Raw genomic sequence first — 17,058 nt, forward strand, 5'->3', positions numbered from 1 at the left:
GCATTGCTCGCCGATGCGCGCCAACTACAAGATGCAGCGGCTGTTCGTGCCGGACGATTTTGCCCACGGCGTCGAACTGGAAGCCAGCCCGCAGCAGAGCCATTATCTGCTGCATGTGCTGCGGCTTGCCGAGGGCGCGGTACTGCTGCTGTTCAACGGCCGCGACGGCGAGTGGTCGGCGGCGATCGCTTCAAAAACAAAAAAATCAGTGCGCTTGAAGCTTTTGGAGCCACAACGGCCGCAGCCGCCGCTGCCCGATCTCGTCTATTGCTTCGCTCCGCTGAAACAGGGCCGGCTCGACTATCTGGTGCAAAAGGCGGTCGAGATGGGAGCCGGCGTGCTGCAACCCGTCATCACCCAGCATACGCAGGTTGCGAAACCGTCCATCGAGCGCCTGCGCGCCAATGTGACCGAAGCCGCCGAACAATGCGGCATCCTTGCCGTGCCGCAAGTGCGGGAGGCCGAGAAGTTCGAGCGGCTGCTGGCCGGATGGGACAAGGACCGGCGGTTGATCTTCTGCGACGAGGATGCCTCGAGCGATAATCCGCTGTCCGCGCTCCAATCGCTGACCGGCAACAGCCTTGCCCTCCTGGTCGGTCCCGAAGGCGGCTTTTCCGACGACGAGCGCCGGATGTTGCGCGCGCTGCCCTTCGTGACGCCCATTCCGCTCGGGCCTCGCATCCTGCGCGCCGATACGGCGGCCGTGGCAGCGCTTGCGCTCATCCAGGCGACGATCGGCGACTGGTAAGAGCGGCGGCGCGCCTTCCGGCAGGCGCAAGCCGGCTGGTTCGGCATATTTGCGAATACGGCCGCACGCAACTATCGAAGGATTGTTGACTTCGCTTCAATTGTGGCTTGTCGACCGCCGGAAACGCCAATAGTCTGAAATACATGGGCGGCGGTTGAGGGATCGTCGAGGCCAAAAAAATGTGAATAGAGGGAGTTTCGCATATGACCGGTAAGGCGTTCTGGCTTTCCGCAGCTTCGATTTTGATAACATCGACCACCTTTAATGCCCACGCGCAAGAACGCGTCGTCAACGTCTTCAACTGGTCCGATTACATCGACAGTTCCATCATTGACGACTTCACCAAGGAAACAGGCATCAAGGTTCGCTACGACGTCTACGATTCCAACGAAATTCTTGAAACCAAGCTCCTGGCCGGCGGCAGCGGCTACGATGTCGTCGTGCCGACGGGCAGTTTCCTGCAGCGCCAGATCAAGGCCGGCGTGTTCCAGAAGCTCGACAAGTCCAAGCTGCCCAATATCAAGAACATGTGGGACACGGTGACCAAGCGCACCGACATCTTCGATCCGGGCAGCGAGTATTCGGTCAACTACATGTGGGGCACGGTCGGCATCGGCTATAACGTCGCCAAGATCAAGGAAGCGCTCGGCACCGACAAGATCGACAGCTGGGCCGCGGTGTTCGACCCGGCACAGGCAGCCAAGCTCAAGGATTGCGGCATCAACTTCCTCGATTCGCCGACCGACATGTTCCCGGTGACGCTGGCCTTTCTCGGCTTGAACCCCGACAGCCACGATCCGGCCGACATCGCCAAGGCCGAGGAAACGCTGTCGAAGGTGCGACCCTTCGTTCGCAAGTTCCATTCATCCGAATACATCAACGGCCTCGCCAACGGCGATATCTGCGTGGCGGTCGGCTATTCGGGCGACATCTTCCAGGCGCGTGACCGTGCCGAGGAAGCCAAGCAGGGCGTCGAACTCGCCTATGCCATCCCCAAGGAAGGCACGCAGATGTGGTTCGACCAGATGGCCATCCCCGCCGACGCGCCGCACCCGCAAGAGGCCCTGGAATTCATCAACTACATGATGAAGCCGGAAGTGATCGCCAAGTCGTCGAACTATGTCTTCTACGCCAACGGCAACAAGGCCTCGCAGGAGTTCCTCGACAAGGCCGTCCACGACGACCCGGCCGTCTATCCGGACCAGGCGACGATGGACAAGCTGTTCGTCAACACCGCGCTCGACTCGAAGACGCAACGCCTGTTCACCCGAAGCTGGACCAAGATCGTCACGGGGCAGTAGCGCTCTCTCAAGCAAAACCCCGGCAGCTAATGCCGGGGTTTTCTTTCAGACCGGGTCTTGATGGGACGAGACAAGGGCACGAACAGGGACGGAGAAGTATATGGCATCGCTGGGCAGCATCCGCAGGGATTTCGCACCATGGAGCGACCCGAATGCCAAGCCTTACATCCAGTTCGAGAACGTGACCAAGCGGTTCGGCGACTTCACCGCGGTCAACAATTTATCGCTGACGATCTTCGAGCGCGAGTTCTTCGCGCTGCTCGGCGCTTCCGGTTGCGGCAAGTCGACCCTGCTGCGGATGCTCGCCGGCTTCGAGGAGCCGAGCGAAGGTCGTATCCTGCTCGATGGCCAGGATCTGCGCGGCATCCCGCCCTATCGTCGTCCGGTCAACATGATGTTCCAGTCCTATGCGCTGTTTCCGCACATGACGGTGGAAAAGAACATCGCCTTCGGCCTCAAGCAGGACGGCATGCCAAAAGCAGAGATCGCGGCACGCGTCGCCGAAATGCTCAAGCTGGTCAAGCTGGAGCCGTTCGCCCAGCGCAAACCGCACCAACTGTCGGGCGGCCAGCGTCAGCGCGTAGCCTTGGCGCGCTCGGTCGCCAAGCGGCCGAAGGTGCTTTTGCTGGACGAGCCGCTCGGCGCGCTCGACAAGAAGCTGCGCGAAGAGACGCAGTTCGAATTGATGGACCTCCAGCAGAATCTCGGCCTCACCTTCGTCGTCGTCACCCACGACCAGGAAGAAGCCATGACCATGGCCGACCGCATCGCCATCCTCGACAAGGGCGAGGTGATGCAGGTGGCCACGCCGACCGAGGTCTATGAAGCGCCGACCTCGCGCTTCGTCGCCGGCTTTGTCGGCAATGTGAACATGTTCGAGGGCAAGGTGGCGGCGCGCGACGCCAATACGGTGCGCATTACCGGAGCGACCGGCGCCCAGATCGTCGTGGACAACCCCGGAGACGCGGCTGCCGGCGCCGACATCGCCTTTGCCATCCGTCCCGAAAAAATCAGGATCTCGTCAAAAAAGCCGACGGATGCCGTCAACGCGCTGGAAGGCGAAGTCTATGACATCGCCTATCTGGGCGACATGACCGTTTTCCATGTGAAGCTCGACGACGGGCAGGTGGTGCGGGCAAGCACGATGAATGCGGCGCGCGTGTCCGACGATCCGCTGACCTGGAGCGACCGCGCCTGGATATCCTTCCGGCCAGATGCCGGTATCGTGCTGGCGCGGTAGGGGCGTTCCATGTCGAATGTCGTCTTTTCCTCCGTCGATGCACAACCCACCACCACGACGACGAAACCGGTGCTGGTGCGGCTCGCCTCGGCCTTCGCCAGCCGGCTGGTCATCATCATTCCCTATGTCTGGCTGCTGTTCTTTTTCTTCATCCCGTTCATCATCGTCTTCAAGATTTCGATGTCGCAGACGGCGATCGCCATTCCGCCCTACACACCCGCGTTTGGCTTGGAAAACGGCATTTCCGGCCTTGTCAGCCAACTCGGGGAACTCAGTTTCGACAGCTACATATGGCTGACGCAGGACCCTCTCTATTTCTATGCCTATGTTTCCAGCGTCACCATCGCGGCGATCTCAACTGTGCTGGCGCTTCTGGTCGGCTATCCCCTCGCCTACGGCATGGCGCGCGCGCCGGCTACGATCCGCCCGACCCTTTTGATGCTGGTGATCCTGCCGTTCTGGACCTCGTTCCTGATTCGCGTCTATGCCTGGATCGGCATCCTGAAGCCAGAAGGCCTTCTCAACCAGTTCCTGCTCGGCATCGGTGTCATCAGTGAACCGCTGATCATCCTGAACACCTATACCGCCATTTTCATCGGTATCGTCTATTCGTACCTGCCCTTCATGGTGCTGCCGCTCTACGCGTCGCTCGAAAAGATGGACTACTCGCTGATCGAGGCGGCCAAGGATCTCGGCTGCCCGCCGACCGCCGCCTTCTGGAAAATCACCTTCCCGCTTTCCCTGCCGGGCGTGATTGCCGGCTGCCTGCTGGTGTTCATTCCGGCGGTTGGCGAGTTCGTCATTCCGGACCTTTTGGGCGGCTCGCAGACGCTGATGATCGGCAAGACGCTGTGGAACGAATTCTTCTCCAACCGCGACTGGCCGGTTTCATCGGCGGTGGCCGTCATCCTGCTGCTGCTGCTGATCGTGCCGATCATGCTTTTCCAGCGGGCGCAGGCGCGATCCCAGGAACAGGACCGGTGACATGAACACGAGTTGGAGCCGCTTCAATATCACCTCGATCGTGCTGGGCTTTGCCTTCCTCTATCTGCCGATCGTGCTGCTGGTCGTGTTTTCGTTCAACGAATCCAAGCTGGTGACGGTATGGGGCGGCTTTTCGACCAAATGGTACGTATCGCTTTTCCATAATCAGGGACTGATGGATGCCGCCTGGGTGACCTTACGCGTCGGCCTAGTTTCCGCCACCGTTGCAACGGTCCTGGGAACGATGGGCGCGCTGGCGCTGACGCGCTACACCCGCTTCAAGGGCCGCGTCCTGTTCTCCGGCATGATCTTCGCTCCGCTGGTCATGCCCGACGTCATCACCGGCCTGTCTCTCTTGTTGCTGTTCGTGGCCATCGGGCTGGACAGGGGATTGCTGACGGTGATGCTGGCGCATATCACCTTCACCATGTGCTTCGTCGCGGTCGTCGTGCAATCGCGCCTGATCACAATGGACCGGTCGCTGGAGGAAGCGGCCATGGACTTGGGCGCGCCGCCGGTAAAAACCTTCTTCCAGGTAACGCTTCCGGTCATCCTGCCGGCCATCGTCTCGGGCTGGATGCTGGCCTTCACGCTGTCGCTGGACGATCTGGTCATCGCCTCCTTCGCCTCCGGTCCGGGCGCCACCACGCTGCCGATGAAGATCTACAGCCAGGTGCGCCTGGGGGTGACGCCGGAGATCAATGCGGCCTGCACGCTCCTGATCGGGATCGTCGCGCTTGGCGTCATCACCGCTTCCATCGTCAACAAGCGCCGCGAGGTGCAGCGCCTGCGGGACGAGCAGATCGCGCAAAGAGGTTGATGCGCCACATCGCCCTCCCCCAAAGGCAGGGACAAACGCACGGCGTTCTATTGAGCCGAAAGCCCCGGCTTGATCGGCGAAATGAACGGATTGCTCCAGGTTCCGCCAACAAAAAACGAAATCTGATTGGGCGTGATAGCCGCCTGACCTTCGGCGGGAACGGCCGTCGGGTTCGGCTGGATCACGCCGCCCGACAAAGCAAGGCCGCGGCCGGCATAGGGAACAATGCCCGTGAGCCAGATCTTGCTTTTCGCGGACGTCGCTTCCGCCTTTTCGATCCGCGCCACGCCCTTGGACATGCTCGCCTTCAGTTCGGCGCCGTCGACAGGCACGCTGCCATCAGCAACGTCGTCGAGCGCAAAGAAGCCGCCCTGCTCGCTCCGCTTGAGGAAGGCCGGCAGGTTGAGCCCGGTCAGCGTGCCGGGGCCGAAATTTGCGGAAATGGAGCCATCGGCGTTTTCAAGGATCGAGTCCCACACCTTTCCCGGTCCCTTCAGGATGACGGAAACGGTCCCGGTTCCGGTCGGCACCAGCCTTGTCATGCCGATCGCCGCCGCAAAATCCGCGCCGTGAACGTCCGATGCCCGCAGCCGGAATTCGGCCTGCGTGCCTTCCGGCTTGCGGTCGAAGCGCAGGCTGCTCTGTACCGTGCCGCCAAAGGCGGTGGCGTCCGATATGTCGAATACGGAAAGCTCGTTCTTGACCTGCGCCGTCGCCGCGACATTGGCAAGTTGCAGCGCGCCGGCCGTCGCCTGGGTCGCGGACAGCCGAAGATCGATGTCCAGCCCGCTCGCAAGCGCGCTCTCGCTGTCGTTCGCGTCTTCCTTGCGGGCGGAAGTCAGCGGGGTAAAGGCTGAGAGGAAGGAGCGAAGGTCAAGCTTTTCGAAAGCGAGTGTGCCCGACATTGCGGGACGGGCGCCGCCATAGGAAATATCAAGCGCGCCGGTGCCCGGATTGTTGTCGAGGGCGATCTGCGTGCCGTCGAACTTGACCCGGCCGGCCGCGGCCGTAACCTTGCTCGTCACGGATATGGAGCCGATCGCAGCGCCCGGCGCCACGCCGGCCTGGAGCCATTCCAGCATGCGCCGCAGCGACGGGGCCGAGAATTTCATCGTGCCGTCGAGATAGGCGTTCTGGGAAAAGCCTGCCGTGCCGATGAAAGACAATACCGCAGGCGCTGCCTTCAGGGCCACGCTGACCGGGGCGGCGCCGCCGGCAAACAAGACCAACGGCCTGTCCGACGCCATATCCACGGAAACGCTTTCACCGCGCCAGATTCCGGTAGCTGAAAATTGCCCGGCGCCATTCAGGGCCGTCCAGTTGGCCCTGCCGTTGAGGCTGGTCAAAACCTCCACGTCCTTTCCCGCAACCGCGGTGACTACCTTGCCGTCCTTGAATTCCACGGTGCCGAAGGGATCGGAAGGCAGCTTGTCGGTATCGGGGTTGGTCGGTTGCTCGGCGATCAGTTTGCGCGCCGTATCGATCGAGCGCGCGATGCGGCCGCCGGACGGCGATGCGGGCAGCAGCAAACCGTTGGCCGAGCGCTGGACCCGAAGCGTCGGGCGGATCAACCTGGCGGCGGAAAACACGACATTGCCCCGCAGCGCCGCCATCGCCGAAAGATCGATTTCGACGCGCTCGGCCTCGATGACCGGCGGGCCGTCCTTGCGCGTCCACTCCGACAGGTTCACGTCAGTCAGTGTGGCTTGAAACTTGGGCCAGACGCTGATGCTGGGCGCGCCCTGGATGGTCACGCGAAAGCCGCTCCACGCGCTCATCTCCCAGGCGATACGGTCGCGCACGATACGGGTCGAGGCGATGTAGGGAAGCGCCACATACGCCAACGCGACGACAACCACGGCAGCGCCGATTGTCCAAATGCCCCGCCGGATGAAAGGTGATGGCATCTTGCCCCGTATGTTCGTCTCGAAAATCGCAGCAAAGGTGTAGCCGACGCCCGTCGCATTACAAGTCTTTATGGACAAGTCTTTATGGCCTGCCGATGGCGTTTGCATACATCCATGCCGCAGGCCGAACAAAATCTTGCCCTGCCCGGCGGCATTATGCTTAACCGGAGCCTAATCTGGAGGAGAACGCATGACTGCCAATGAAGCGCTTTGGACGCCGACGCCGGAGCGGATCGAAACAGCCCCGATGACCGCCTTCATGAAGGCGGTAGCGGCAAAATCCGGCAGCGCGCTATCCTCCTATGCGCAGCTTCACCGCTGGTCCATCGACGACCGGGAAGCCTTCTGGGACCTGGTCTGGGATTTTTGCGGCGTTATCGGCGACAAGGGCGACAGGGTGCTTGCCGATGGCGACAAGATGCCGGGCGCTGCCTTTTTTCCCGATGCCAGGCTGAACTTCGCTGAAAACTTGCTGCAAAAGACCGGAACCGGCGAGGCGATCGTCTTTCACGGCGAGGACAAGGTCGAGCGGCGGCTTTCATGGAACGACCTGCACGCGCTGACCTCGCGCCTGCAGCAATTGCTGGTTTCGCTCGGCGTCAAGGAGGGCGACCGGGTCGCCGCCATGATGCCGAACATGCCGGAGACGGTGGCGGCGATGCTGGCCACGACATCCATCGGCGCGGTGTGGTCGTCCTGTTCGCCCGACTTTGGCGAGCAGGGCGTATTCGACCGATTCGGCCAGATCGAGCCGGTGGTGTTCATCGCGCCCGATGGCTACTGGTACAACGGCAAGGCGATCGAAGTCGCGGCCAAGATAGCGGCGGTGGCGGCAAAACTGCCAACCGTGCGCAAGGTGCTCGTGGTCGATTATCTCGGCACGTCCGGCGATGTGGCGGCAAGCATCGAAGGGGCTGAAGCGCTCGATGCCGCGCTTGCGGCTTTTTCGGACAGGCCGGTGGCCTTCGAACGGCTGCCGTTTTCCCATCCGCTCTACATTCTGTTTTCGTCGGGCACGACTGGCATTCCCAAATGCATCGTCCATTCGGCCGGCGGCACGCTGATCCAGCACGTCAAGGAATTGCGGCTGCATGCCGGCATTGTCGACGGCGACCGCTTCTTCTACTTCACCACCTGCGGCTGGATGATGTGGAACTGGCTGATGTCGGGCCTGGCCTGCGGCGCGACGCTGCTGCTCTATGACGGCTCGCCCTTCTATCCGGACGGCAATGTGCTGTTCGACTTCGCCGATGCGGAAAAGATGACCTATTTCGGCACTTCCGCCAAATTCATCGATTCCGTGCGCAAGGCCGGCCTTCGCCCGATGGACACGCACGATCTTTCCACCGTACGCACGATCTCTTCGACCGGCTCGCCCTTGTCGCCGAAGGATTTCCGCTTCGTCTATGACGGCATCAAGAAGGACGTGCACCTCGCCTCGATCTCCGGCGGCACCGACATAGTCTCGTGCTTCGTGCTCGGCGTGCCGACCGAACCGGTCTGGACCGGCGAAATCCAGGCCGCCGGCCTTGGCCTTGCCGTCGACGTCTGGGACGATGACGGCCGGCCGATCCGCCAGGAAAAGGGCGAACTCGTCTGCGCCAAGGCGTTTCCGGCGATGCCGATCGGCTTCTGGAACGACCCGGATGGCAAGCGCTACCACGCGGCCTATTTCGAACGCTTCGACAATGTCTGGTGCCATGGCGACTTCGCGGAGTGGACCGAGCATGGCGGCCTGATCATCCATGGCCGCTCGGATGCCACGCTCAACCCCGGCGGCGTTCGCATCGGTACGGCGGAAATCTACAACCAGGTGGAGCAGATGCCCGAGGTCGCGGAAGCAATCTGTATCGGCCAGGATTTCGACAATGACGTGCGTGTCGTGCTGTTCGTGCGGCTGGCGCCGGGCGTCAGTCTCGACGCCGAGCTGGAAAAGCGCATCCGCGCCAAGATACGCACCGGCGCCAGCCCGCGGCACGTTCCGGCCAGGATCGTGGCCGTCACCGACATTCCGCGCACCAAGTCAGGAAAGATCACGGAACTGGCCGTGCGCGATGCCGTGCATGGGCGGGAGATCAAGAACAAGGAGGCGCTGGCCAATCCCGAAGCGCTCGACCTGTTTCGCAACCTTCCCGAACTTGCAGACTGAGTCAGCTTGCAGATTGGGTTGAAGCAAGCTGTCATGGTTAACAAAACGTATCGCGAGAATTTACCTAAATTTCACAAGTGGTACACACTCGTAAACTTTATCCCGGGCCGGTAAGGACTTGTTAAGGAGCAGCCGCGATAGTCCAAGCCAACTTGAGGGAGAAATCCCGCTCCTCACCCCATGAGGACGCATGTTGCTCAAGCCCGTTGTGACCCATTCATCATTTCAAGGCGTCCTCGCGGACGCCTTTTTTCTTTGCCCGACGGAGCGCGTCTATTCGGCGAGCACCCGCGTCGAGGGAAATGCCACTTCCACCAGCGTGCCCTCGCCGGGCGTCGAATTGATGGAAAAGCGGGCGCGGTTGGCCTCGACCATCGCTTTGGTCAAGGGCAGGCCGAGCCCCGTGCCGTCATTGCGCCCGCGCTTCAGCGCGTTGATCTGCTTGAACGGCTTCAGCGCCTGCTCGATCTCGGCCTGGCTCATACCGATGCCGGTATCGCGCACGCGCATGACGACGTCGCCCGACGGCTCGTAGGCTGTCGAAAGGATGACCTGGCCGCCGGCCTGCGTATAGCGGATGGCGTTGGACAGGATGTTGAGCGCGATCTGGCGCACGCTGCGCAGGTCGGCCACCACTTCCGGCAATTTCGAGGCGAAGCTGGAGCGGATGATGACGCGCTCGCGGTTGGCCTGCGGCTGCATCATCGCCACCGTCTCGGCCAGCGTTTCGTTGAGCGACACCGCTTCATAGTCCATTTCCTGCTGCCCGGCCTCGATCTTGGAAATGTCCAGCAGGTCGTTGACGAGGTCGAGAACATGGTTGCCCGAGCGATTGATGTCACGCAAATAATCGCGGTAGCGGTCATTGGCGACCGGCCCGAATTTCTCGTCGACCATCAATTCGGAAAAGCCGATAATGGCGTTGAGCGGCGTGCGGATCTCGTGGCTGATGCGGGCAAGAAAGTCCGTCTTCTGGGAGGACGCCCGCTCGGCCACGGCGCGCGCCTGCGTCAAATCCTCCTCGGCCCGCTTCCATTGGGTGATGTCGCGCACCACGGCGCAGAATCCGCTTTCGTTGGGCAGCCGGCCGATGGTCATGAACATCGGGATGAAGCGGCCCTGCGCTTCGCGCCCGATGACCTCGCGGCCATCGTTCAGCACGCTGGCGACGCCATTGTCGGAAAGCCCGTTCAGATAGTCGCGCGCCGCCCGCTGGCTCTCGATGGCGAACAGCGAGGCGAACGGCTTGCCCGCCACGTCGTCGCTGTCGAAGCCGAAAAGCGCCTCGGCCGGACGGCTGATGGAGCGGATCGTGCCGTCGCGGTCGATCAGGACGACGCCATCGGTCGCCGTATCGATGACGGTGCGCATTTCGGCGATGCGCGCCTTGAGGTCGGCCAGGTCCGGCTGCGTCTGCGCGGGTGCCTCGACAATCGGTGGCGCGGCAGGCTCTTGCGGCTCCTCGTCGCCGGAACGGCGCACCACCAGCATGAGCGCCTTGCCGTCTCCCCATGGCACCGAGCGCAATATGGCGTCGATCGGGAACTCCAGCCCGTCCTGCGTCTTGAGTTTTAGCGTACGGTCGGCGCTGTCGGGCGCATCCTGCTGGGCATAGGGGTCGGCAAACAGGGCGCCAAGCCCGCCGGCCTGCTCCAGATCGGCAAGCGTTTCATAGCCCGTCAGGTGCAGGAATTCATCGTTGGCATAGTGCAGGCTGTCGCCGGAATGGAACAGCAGCGGCACGGGAAGCTTGCCAAGGATCGACGTGTCGGGCGTGCCTGCGCCTGCCCGCCCGGTCGAGAAGGCCGAGGGCGAGTCTTCGGCTTTTAACTCCGGCTCGGACGCCAAATCATCGGTGCTTTCGTTGCCGTTTTCCGCATAGTCGAGCACCGAGCCGGAAGTCGTTTCGCCGGCCTTGCCGCCAACCTGACGATCGGGTTCATCCGGCGTTTCCGATGCCTCTGACCCAACTGGCAAGTCGGCCTCTGGCGGCGCGGCGTCAGATGCCTCCGGGACGGAAGCGACAGGCCCGGCGTCGGCGGGTTCGGCCGTCGCGGGTGGGCTTTCCGGTGCACGCGGCTGATCCTCACGGGAACCGGGCGTGCTGTCCTTCCTCAGGCGCTCGCCGATCTCGCGAAATGCGCTGCGCTCCAGCGAGGACAACCCCTTGTCGTTGGCCGGTTGGCGATGTTCCGCCAAGCGGATCACCTTGTCGGCAAAGCGGCGCTCCTGCTTGGGAACGATCGTCAGCGCCGGCACTTCCCCTTTGAAAGGATCGGCGGATTCCTTTGGAGCGGCGGGCTCGCTTCCTTCCATAGCCGGTTCTTTCGGCCCGGGCGTCGTCTTGACGAGCGCCAGCCCGACTGCCTCCGGATCGGCCACGGCATCGGCGACCCTGGCTACGCCGAAGCCCCGGAACCCTTCGAAAACCCGGTTGCGGTCATAGACCGGCAACGCCGCCAGATCGACGGGAACGGCGAGATCAGTGCCGGCGACGGGCCACAGCACCGAGCGGCCGGACCAGGTGTCGCGCCGCTCCAGAAGATCGGCAATCTCGCCCGCCGGGTCGAAACCGAAGACGGTGGCAACATCCTTGAAGCGCCGGCCGATGATGTCGGTCGCCGGCGCGCCGACCACCGCTACGAATTCCGGCGACACCATGCTGAACATCCCGTCCGCATCCGTGCGCCAGACGAAGCGTACGGGCGGGGCGTTGCGCTTGATAGCCAGTGCCGGCAGGTCTTGTTTTTCTTCCGTTTTCTCCGCGGCAGCTCGTTCTGCCTCCGCGATGGAATAGGGTGTGGGATGCGAAGGCTGCTGCGCGGCTTCCCCCTCGTTTTCCGTATTGAAATACCAGTGGTCGTGCAGCGACGTGGCGCTTTCGCGGGCCATTTGGCGCGTATCCGCCTCATGCTCCTGCGGTTCCTGCGAACCGGGCGCTACGAGCGCCTCCGCCTCCTGTTCAACTTCCGGGTGGGAAGACGTGGCACCTTCCAGCCTTGCTTCGTCGATGACGACAAGCAAATGCCGCACGGGGTCCTCCGTCAGGCGGGCGAAACCCGCGGGATAGGCGCCGGCCTCGCCCGGAACCAGACGCTTGACGATACGGTCGCGGCCGCCGGCGACATCGGCCACCAGCGCGACCAGCGTCTGCTGCGCGATGCCAAGAGTCGCAAAGCCGGCCGACGATGCCTCGACCTTGCCTTCACCGTCGACAAACGCCAGGAAATGGCCGCCTTCGCTGAAGCCGGCGATGGCGCGGCGCGCGCTTTCTGCGGTGTCCGGGGGTTCCGCCTGCGCCGGGGGCGCGGCCAGCATGATCGCCTTTTCTCCATCCGGCATGGTGACGGCGCTTGCCAGCAACGGCACGGCGTGGCTCGTCACCCCTGTCGCCAGCCTCACCAGAAGGGCGCGGTCGCTGCCAATCTCGGGGAAGCCGCCGGTCGCCATGACCTGCCGCCGCGCAATCAGCGGCAACCGCGCCGAAGCGCCGATGGTCGCCTCGATATCCGGGTAGCCGAGCAGTGCTGCACCCGGCCCGTTGGCCCAGATCACCTGCTCGAGGTCGACTGACAGAATGACGACCGCATCGCCCGAGGCAAAGCGCTGCCGAACCGGGTCAAGCACGGCGACATCGAGAAACGAATAGCTGTCTGGCGGCATGGGCTCGAGAATACCCTCGCGATACGGGCGATTTTGCGGTTAACGCTTTGTTAATTAATAGAGGTCCGCAGCCGGAAGGTCCACAATCCATGCGTTGAGGCCATTGAATTTTGGCCGCGTGGTTAACGTCGCTCCGGCTCGTTGATGGTGCGTCGCAACAAAAATGTTGCAATGCACCATAAATGCCGCTATATAGGTTCCATACATGAACGAAGCGGTGTTTCCTGTCAAAAGCCGCTCCCCAGAAGGATGCCCGAGATGAACAAGCCCAAGACCGCCGAAACCATTGAATTCCCCACGTTCGATGCAAGCAAGGCTACCGACCAGATCCGCGCCTTCGCCGAGAAGGGCGTCGAGCAGTCGAAGGAAGCCTATGCCAAGATCAAGTCCGGCGCCGAAGAGACCCAGAAGGCTCTCGAGTCGACCTATGAGACGGCCAAGTCCGCTTCCGGCGACCTGTCGCTGAAGACCATCGCCGCGCTGCGTACCAATGCCGACGCAAGCTTCTCGCACCTCGAAGCCCTCATCGGCGCGCGCTCGCTGTCGGAAGTCATCGAACTGCAGACCGCTTTCGTGCGCAAGCAGGTCGAGACGACCGTGCAGCAGACCAAGGATTTCCAGACCGTCGCAACCAAGGCTGTCGAAGACGCCTCCAAGCCGATCAAGGCTGCCGTCGAGAAGGCTTTCTCGGAACTCAAGGTCGCCTGATTTTCCTGCCTGAAGGGGTGTGCTGCAAAACGCCGCATTCCTTCGGGCACAATCGTCCCTATCTAGGGGTCAGAATACCCGGCGGGTGGTTTCCTCCTCCCTCCGCCTGTCGGGCGACGCGGCCAGCACCTCCTCCCGCTGGCTAAGTACTGGAAAAGGCCGGCACCTCCTCCCGCCGGCCTTTTTCTTTGTCTGCCGTTTGGGCCCGCCGTTTGGCAAGAGCGGTGCATGAAGGCGCTTTGCCTTCCCAAATGTCTTGAATTAAGATTCGAATGCCCGTAAGGACGCAGCGCCGAACAAGGGAGCATGATCGGCAAGGACGAAATTCCAGCACGATCATGTCCAGGTAATCGTGCCGTTGTAGCTCAGTTGGTTAGAGCGCCGGATTGTGGATCCGGAGGTCGGTGGTTCGAGCCCACCCAACGGTACCAGTCTTGTTGAAGGATTGGACTCTCTTGAATTCTGCATCTTTCCCGAACTACGCCCGCGCATCGAAATGGTGATCTTTTCGCCGCTCTGCGCGTTGACGTCAGCGAACTGCCAAAGCCAGCAACAGGTGCCAGCATGAGCGAACACGCGATCGAATTTTTGCAGGAATGGATCGGCGAGAAGGTTCATGCGCCATGCCAGCTAACCCGCATCGAAACGCAGGCCGAGACGCTCGCCAAGGAATGCACCGCAAAGGCCGCCGAGGCTGGCATTCCGCTTGAAGATATCCAGGAAGAGGTCGGCGACATTCAGGATCTCATCACCGCCAAGCTCGAAGAAGCAGCCGAGGCTGCGAAGCCTGAGCAGAACGCTGATGGCGACCGGAACTCTTCCGCGGCAAGGACCGCCGAAAACGAGAATACGCCTACCGGCAAGCGCTGACCTGCCGCCGAGCGCCACGCGGCGCATTTCGTAGCGCTGGGTAAAAAGCGCTCCAGCCCATCCCACCTATAACTTTACCTGGCTTAAAAAAGCGAGCCTTGGCCGCCACCCTCGCGCGGCTTGGCGGGCCGAGACGCCTGTCTTGGAGCCGGATTCGGCTTGTCTGAACCGCCCGTCGCAACCGCACTTGCGCCGCCATCGGCAAAACGCAGTTCGAGGGCATCGCCGGCCTCCACATTCGCCGCGCGCTTGACCAGTTCGCCGGACGCATCCAGCACCAGCGCGTAGCCACGATCGAGGATGGCCTGTTCGGAAAATTTCAGCGTCGCCAGCAGCCGATCCGCCTGTGTCAGCCGTGCCCGCAATCGGTCTAGCTTGGCAGACATCGCGTGCTCGCCGCGCCTGAAAAGCGCCGTGAGCGCCTCACCCTGCCGTTTTTGCCGTCTTTCGATCGGGGCTGGCGTCAGCCGCAGGGCTGCGTGGGAAAACCGGGTCCGTCGCTCGCGCACAACGGCGAAGAAAGCTGCGCCCGCCCGCGCGAGGTCGCGTTCCGTCAATGTCCGCGCCTCGTTTATGCGCCGAGACAGCGTAGCCGGCGAAAGCCGTACGCCACCAAGCCGCGCCCGCTTGCGCTCGACCCCGATGACAAGCGCCCTGTCGAGCCGGCTGACGGCGTCGTCGAAACGCCGGCGCGGCAGCGCCAGCAACTGGTCGGGCGAAGGCAGCGCCCTAGCTGCCGCGCGAACGGCCTGACGCTTGCGGTCGACGCCGCGCGAAACACAACTGCGCAACCGTGCAGCCAGGCTGGCGAGCGTCGCCTCGAGTTCCGCCCGTACCGGCACCGCGATTTCGGCGGCGCCCGTCGGGGTCGGCGCGCGAACGTCCGCAGCCAGATCGATCAGTGTCCAGTCCGTCTCATGGCCGACCGCCGAAATCACCGGGATGTTCGATGCGGCAACCGCGCGCGCCAGCGCTTCGTCGTTGAAACCCCACAAATCCTCGAGACTGCCGCCGCCCCGCGCCACGATCAGCAGATCGGGGATCGGAATGCCGCCGTCCTGCGGTAGCGCGTTGAAGCCTTCGACGGCGGCCGCCACTTCCGCGCCCGATGTCTCGCCCTGCACGCGCACCGGCCAGACGATGACATGCAGCGGAAACCTGTCCTTGATGCGGTGGATGATGTCGCGGATGACCGAACCGGTCGGCGAGGTGACGACGCCGATGACGCGCGGCATGTATGGCAAAAGCTGTTTTCTGGCCGGGTCGAACAGGCCTTCGGCCTGCAGGCGCCGCTTGCGATCCTCCAGCAGGGCCATCAGCGCGCCGGCGCCGGCCGGCTCCAGATTGTCGATAACGATCTGGTATTTCGACGAACCCGGATAGGTGGTGAGCTTGCCGGTGGCGATCACCTCCATGCCCTCTTCGGGCCGGAACTTCAGCCGCCCCATCACGCCCTTCCAGACCACAGCCTCCAGCCGGGCGCGGTCGTCCTTCAAGGCGAAATAGGCATGGCCGGAGGAATGGGGGCCGCGGTAGCCCGAAATTTCGCCCCGCACGCGCACATTGCCGAATGTGTCCTCGACGGTACGCTTCAGCGCGCCGGAAATTTCGCTCACCGTGTATTCGGCAGCGTTGGTGCGTGATTCGGATGCCAATTCGCTCATGGCCGGATTGAGCTTCTATCGGCGCGGTGCGTCAAGGCCGCCGCTGCTACCATCCCGGCATGAGTTGGGCGGACCGGGGCTTCTTCATTTTCGAAAATGCCAGCGCGGAAAGATCGAAACTTCCCGCTTCGTCGCCGAGCGGCACGGATATGTTGTCCAGGCTCTCCGAAATATGACGCGCAAGCGCCTCGACGATGTCCGGGCGCGAACTCTGTCCCCGCATGATCGCGATGTGGCAATCGGGCAATGCGCCAAAACCGTCGGCCTCGCCCAGGACGCGCATGCCGGGGCGCAGCGCGCATTCAGGCAACACCGATATCGCCAGGCCGGAAAGCACGGCGGCAGCGATGACGGTGGCCGAGAAACTGGTGAAGAGGACGCGGTATTCCCGGTCCATATTGTCGAGCACATCGCAGGCAGCGCGCCGCCAGATGCAGTTCGGACGCCCGAACGCCATGGGCAGCACCGTTTGCTCGTGCGTTGCATGGTTGGCCGAACTTACCCACAGAAGCGGTTCGCGCCGCACCACCTCGGATTGCGCCCGCGTTACGTTATGCGTCACCAGCGCGATGTCGAGATTGCCGCGCTTGAGGTGCTCGACCAAACCCGGCGTCGGTTCGCATATCACGGTCATTTCGACACGCGGGTTGGAGCGGCCAAAACGCGCCATGATCTCCGGCAGGAACCGGTCGGCGTAGTCATCCGGCGTGCCGATGCGGATCGTGCCTTCCAGGCGCTGATCGTCGAAGGCGGCAAGGGTTTCGCGGTTGAGAAAAAGTAGCCGCCGCGCATAGGACAGCAGCTTGTCGCCTTCCTCCGTCAGCTTGTTGGTGCGCCCGTCCTTTTCGAACAGCGGCTTGCCGATGCGCTCCTCCAGCCGGCGCATCTGCATGGACACCGCCGATTGGGTCCGGTTCACTTCGCCCGCGGCGCGGGTAAAGCTGCCGGTGTCGGAGATAGCGATGAAGGTCTGCAACTGGTCAAGATCGAGCGGCGCTTTCATG

Annotated in this window: 12 protein-coding genes and 1 tRNA gene; 9 read left to right on the top strand and 4 right to left on the bottom strand. The window is 62.7% G+C overall.

The annotated features are described in order from the left end of the window. Positions 1–13 precede the first annotated feature (13 nt). The 5 genes from ACX3P1_RS14570 to ACX3P1_RS14590 all read left to right on the top strand — a co-directional run bounded on the left by ACX3P1_RS14570 (position 14) and on the right by ACX3P1_RS14590 (position 5,093). Positions 14–748 carry a 16S rRNA (uracil(1498)-N(3))-methyltransferase gene (locus tag ACX3P1_RS14570; RefSeq protein WP_459080377.1) on the top strand — a complete coding sequence of 245 codons (735 nt, stop codon included), beginning with the start codon at positions 14–16 and terminating at the stop codon, positions 746–748. 203 nt (positions 749–951) lie between these two features. After that, a complete protein-coding gene (locus tag ACX3P1_RS14575) occupies positions 952–2,049 on the top strand; it encodes a polyamine ABC transporter substrate-binding protein (RefSeq protein WP_459080307.1) in 1,098 nt (365 codons plus the stop codon). A 100-nt stretch (positions 2,050–2,149) separates the two neighbouring features. Then, on the top strand, positions 2,150–3,289 hold the full coding sequence (locus ACX3P1_RS14580; RefSeq protein ID WP_459080308.1) for an ABC transporter ATP-binding protein: 1,140 nt from the start codon (positions 2,150–2,152) through the stop codon (positions 3,287–3,289). Positions 3,290–3,298: 9 nt separating this feature from the next. Then, a complete protein-coding gene (locus ACX3P1_RS14585; RefSeq protein WP_459080309.1) occupies positions 3,299–4,273 on the top strand; it encodes an ABC transporter permease subunit in 975 nt (324 codons plus the stop codon). A gap of 1 nt (position 4,274) precedes the next feature. Next, positions 4,275–5,093 carry an ABC transporter permease subunit gene (locus ACX3P1_RS14590; RefSeq protein WP_459080310.1) on the top strand — a complete coding sequence of 273 codons (819 nt, stop codon included), beginning with the start codon at positions 4,275–4,277 and terminating at the stop codon, positions 5,091–5,093. Between the two features lie 47 nt (positions 5,094–5,140). On the opposite strand, the gene ACX3P1_RS14595 is transcribed toward ACX3P1_RS14590, so the two are convergent. Next, positions 5,141–7,000, bottom strand: a complete 1,860-nt coding sequence (locus tag ACX3P1_RS14595; RefSeq protein ID WP_459080378.1) for an AsmA family protein — start codon at positions 6,998–7,000, stop codon at positions 5,141–5,143. Between the two features lie 190 nt (positions 7,001–7,190). Here ACX3P1_RS14595 and ACX3P1_RS14600 point away from each other — a divergent pair, with 190 nt between their 5' ends. Then, positions 7,191–9,149: an acetoacetate--CoA ligase gene (locus ACX3P1_RS14600; RefSeq protein ID WP_459080311.1), complete on the top strand. Its 1,959-nt coding sequence runs from the start codon at positions 7,191–7,193 to the stop codon at positions 9,147–9,149. Between the two features lie 273 nt (positions 9,150–9,422). On the opposite strand, the gene ACX3P1_RS14605 is transcribed toward ACX3P1_RS14600, so the two are convergent. Next, positions 9,423–12,812, bottom strand: a complete 3,390-nt coding sequence (locus ACX3P1_RS14605) for a histidine kinase dimerization/phospho-acceptor domain-containing protein (RefSeq protein WP_459080312.1) — start codon at positions 12,810–12,812, stop codon at positions 9,423–9,425. 258 nt (positions 12,813–13,070) lie between these two features. On the opposite strand from ACX3P1_RS14605, the gene ACX3P1_RS14610 reads away from it, so the two are divergent. The 3 genes from ACX3P1_RS14610 (at position 13,071) to ACX3P1_RS14620 (ending at position 14,390) form a co-directional block, all read left to right on the top strand. Then, entirely contained in the window at positions 13,071–13,520 is a 450-nt protein-coding gene (locus ACX3P1_RS14610) for a phasin (RefSeq protein WP_459080313.1), read from the top strand. Between the two features lie 354 nt (positions 13,521–13,874). Continuing rightward, positions 13,875–13,951, top strand: a tRNA-His gene (locus ACX3P1_RS14615). 133 nt (positions 13,952–14,084) lie between these two features. Continuing rightward, a complete protein-coding gene (locus tag ACX3P1_RS14620; RefSeq protein ID WP_459080314.1) occupies positions 14,085–14,390 on the top strand; it encodes a DUF768 domain-containing protein in 306 nt (101 codons plus the stop codon). 83 nt (positions 14,391–14,473) lie between these two features. On the opposite strand, the gene xseA is transcribed toward ACX3P1_RS14620, so the two are convergent. Continuing rightward, positions 14,474–16,054, bottom strand: a complete 1,581-nt coding sequence (xseA, locus tag ACX3P1_RS14625; protein WP_459080315.1) for an exodeoxyribonuclease VII large subunit — start codon at positions 16,052–16,054, stop codon at positions 14,474–14,476. A gap of 46 nt (positions 16,055–16,100) precedes the next feature. After that, positions 16,101–17,057, bottom strand: a complete 957-nt coding sequence (locus tag ACX3P1_RS14630; protein WP_459080316.1) for a LysR substrate-binding domain-containing protein — start codon at positions 17,055–17,057, stop codon at positions 16,101–16,103. Position 17,058 lies beyond the last annotated feature (1 nt).

This window comes from Mesorhizobium sp. A623, from assembly GCF_054489405.1.

Excerpts from the sequence above, each read along its gene's own strand:
- ACX3P1_RS14570 (WP_459080377.1), top strand. The coding sequence starts at position 14 with ATGCGCGCCAACTACAAGATGCAGCGGCTGTTCGTGCCGGACGATTTT.
- ACX3P1_RS14575 (WP_459080307.1), top strand. The coding sequence starts at position 952 with ATGACCGGTAAGGCGTTCTGGCTTTCCGCAGCTTCGATTTTGATAACA.
- ACX3P1_RS14580 (WP_459080308.1), top strand. The coding sequence starts at position 2,150 with ATGGCATCGCTGGGCAGCATCCGCAGGGATTTCGCACCATGGAGCGAC.
- ACX3P1_RS14585 (WP_459080309.1), top strand. The coding sequence starts at position 3,299 with ATGTCGAATGTCGTCTTTTCCTCCGTCGATGCACAACCCACCACCACG.
- ACX3P1_RS14590 (WP_459080310.1), top strand. The coding sequence starts at position 4,275 with ATGAACACGAGTTGGAGCCGCTTCAATATCACCTCGATCGTGCTGGGC.
- ACX3P1_RS14595 (WP_459080378.1), bottom strand. The coding sequence starts at position 7,000 with ATGCCATCACCTTTCATCCGGCGGGGCATTTGGACAATCGGCGCTGCC.
- ACX3P1_RS14600 (WP_459080311.1), top strand. The coding sequence starts at position 7,191 with ATGACTGCCAATGAAGCGCTTTGGACGCCGACGCCGGAGCGGATCGAA.
- ACX3P1_RS14605 (WP_459080312.1), bottom strand. The coding sequence starts at position 12,812 with ATGCCGCCAGACAGCTATTCGTTTCTCGATGTCGCCGTGCTTGACCCG.
- ACX3P1_RS14610 (WP_459080313.1), top strand. The coding sequence starts at position 13,071 with ATGAACAAGCCCAAGACCGCCGAAACCATTGAATTCCCCACGTTCGAT.
- ACX3P1_RS14620 (WP_459080314.1), top strand. The coding sequence starts at position 14,085 with ATGAGCGAACACGCGATCGAATTTTTGCAGGAATGGATCGGCGAGAAG.
- xseA (WP_459080315.1), bottom strand. The coding sequence starts at position 16,054 with ATGAGCGAATTGGCATCCGAATCACGCACCAACGCTGCCGAATACACG.
- ACX3P1_RS14630 (WP_459080316.1), bottom strand. The coding sequence starts at position 17,057 with ATGAAAGCGCCGCTCGATCTTGACCAGTTGCAGACCTTCATCGCTATC.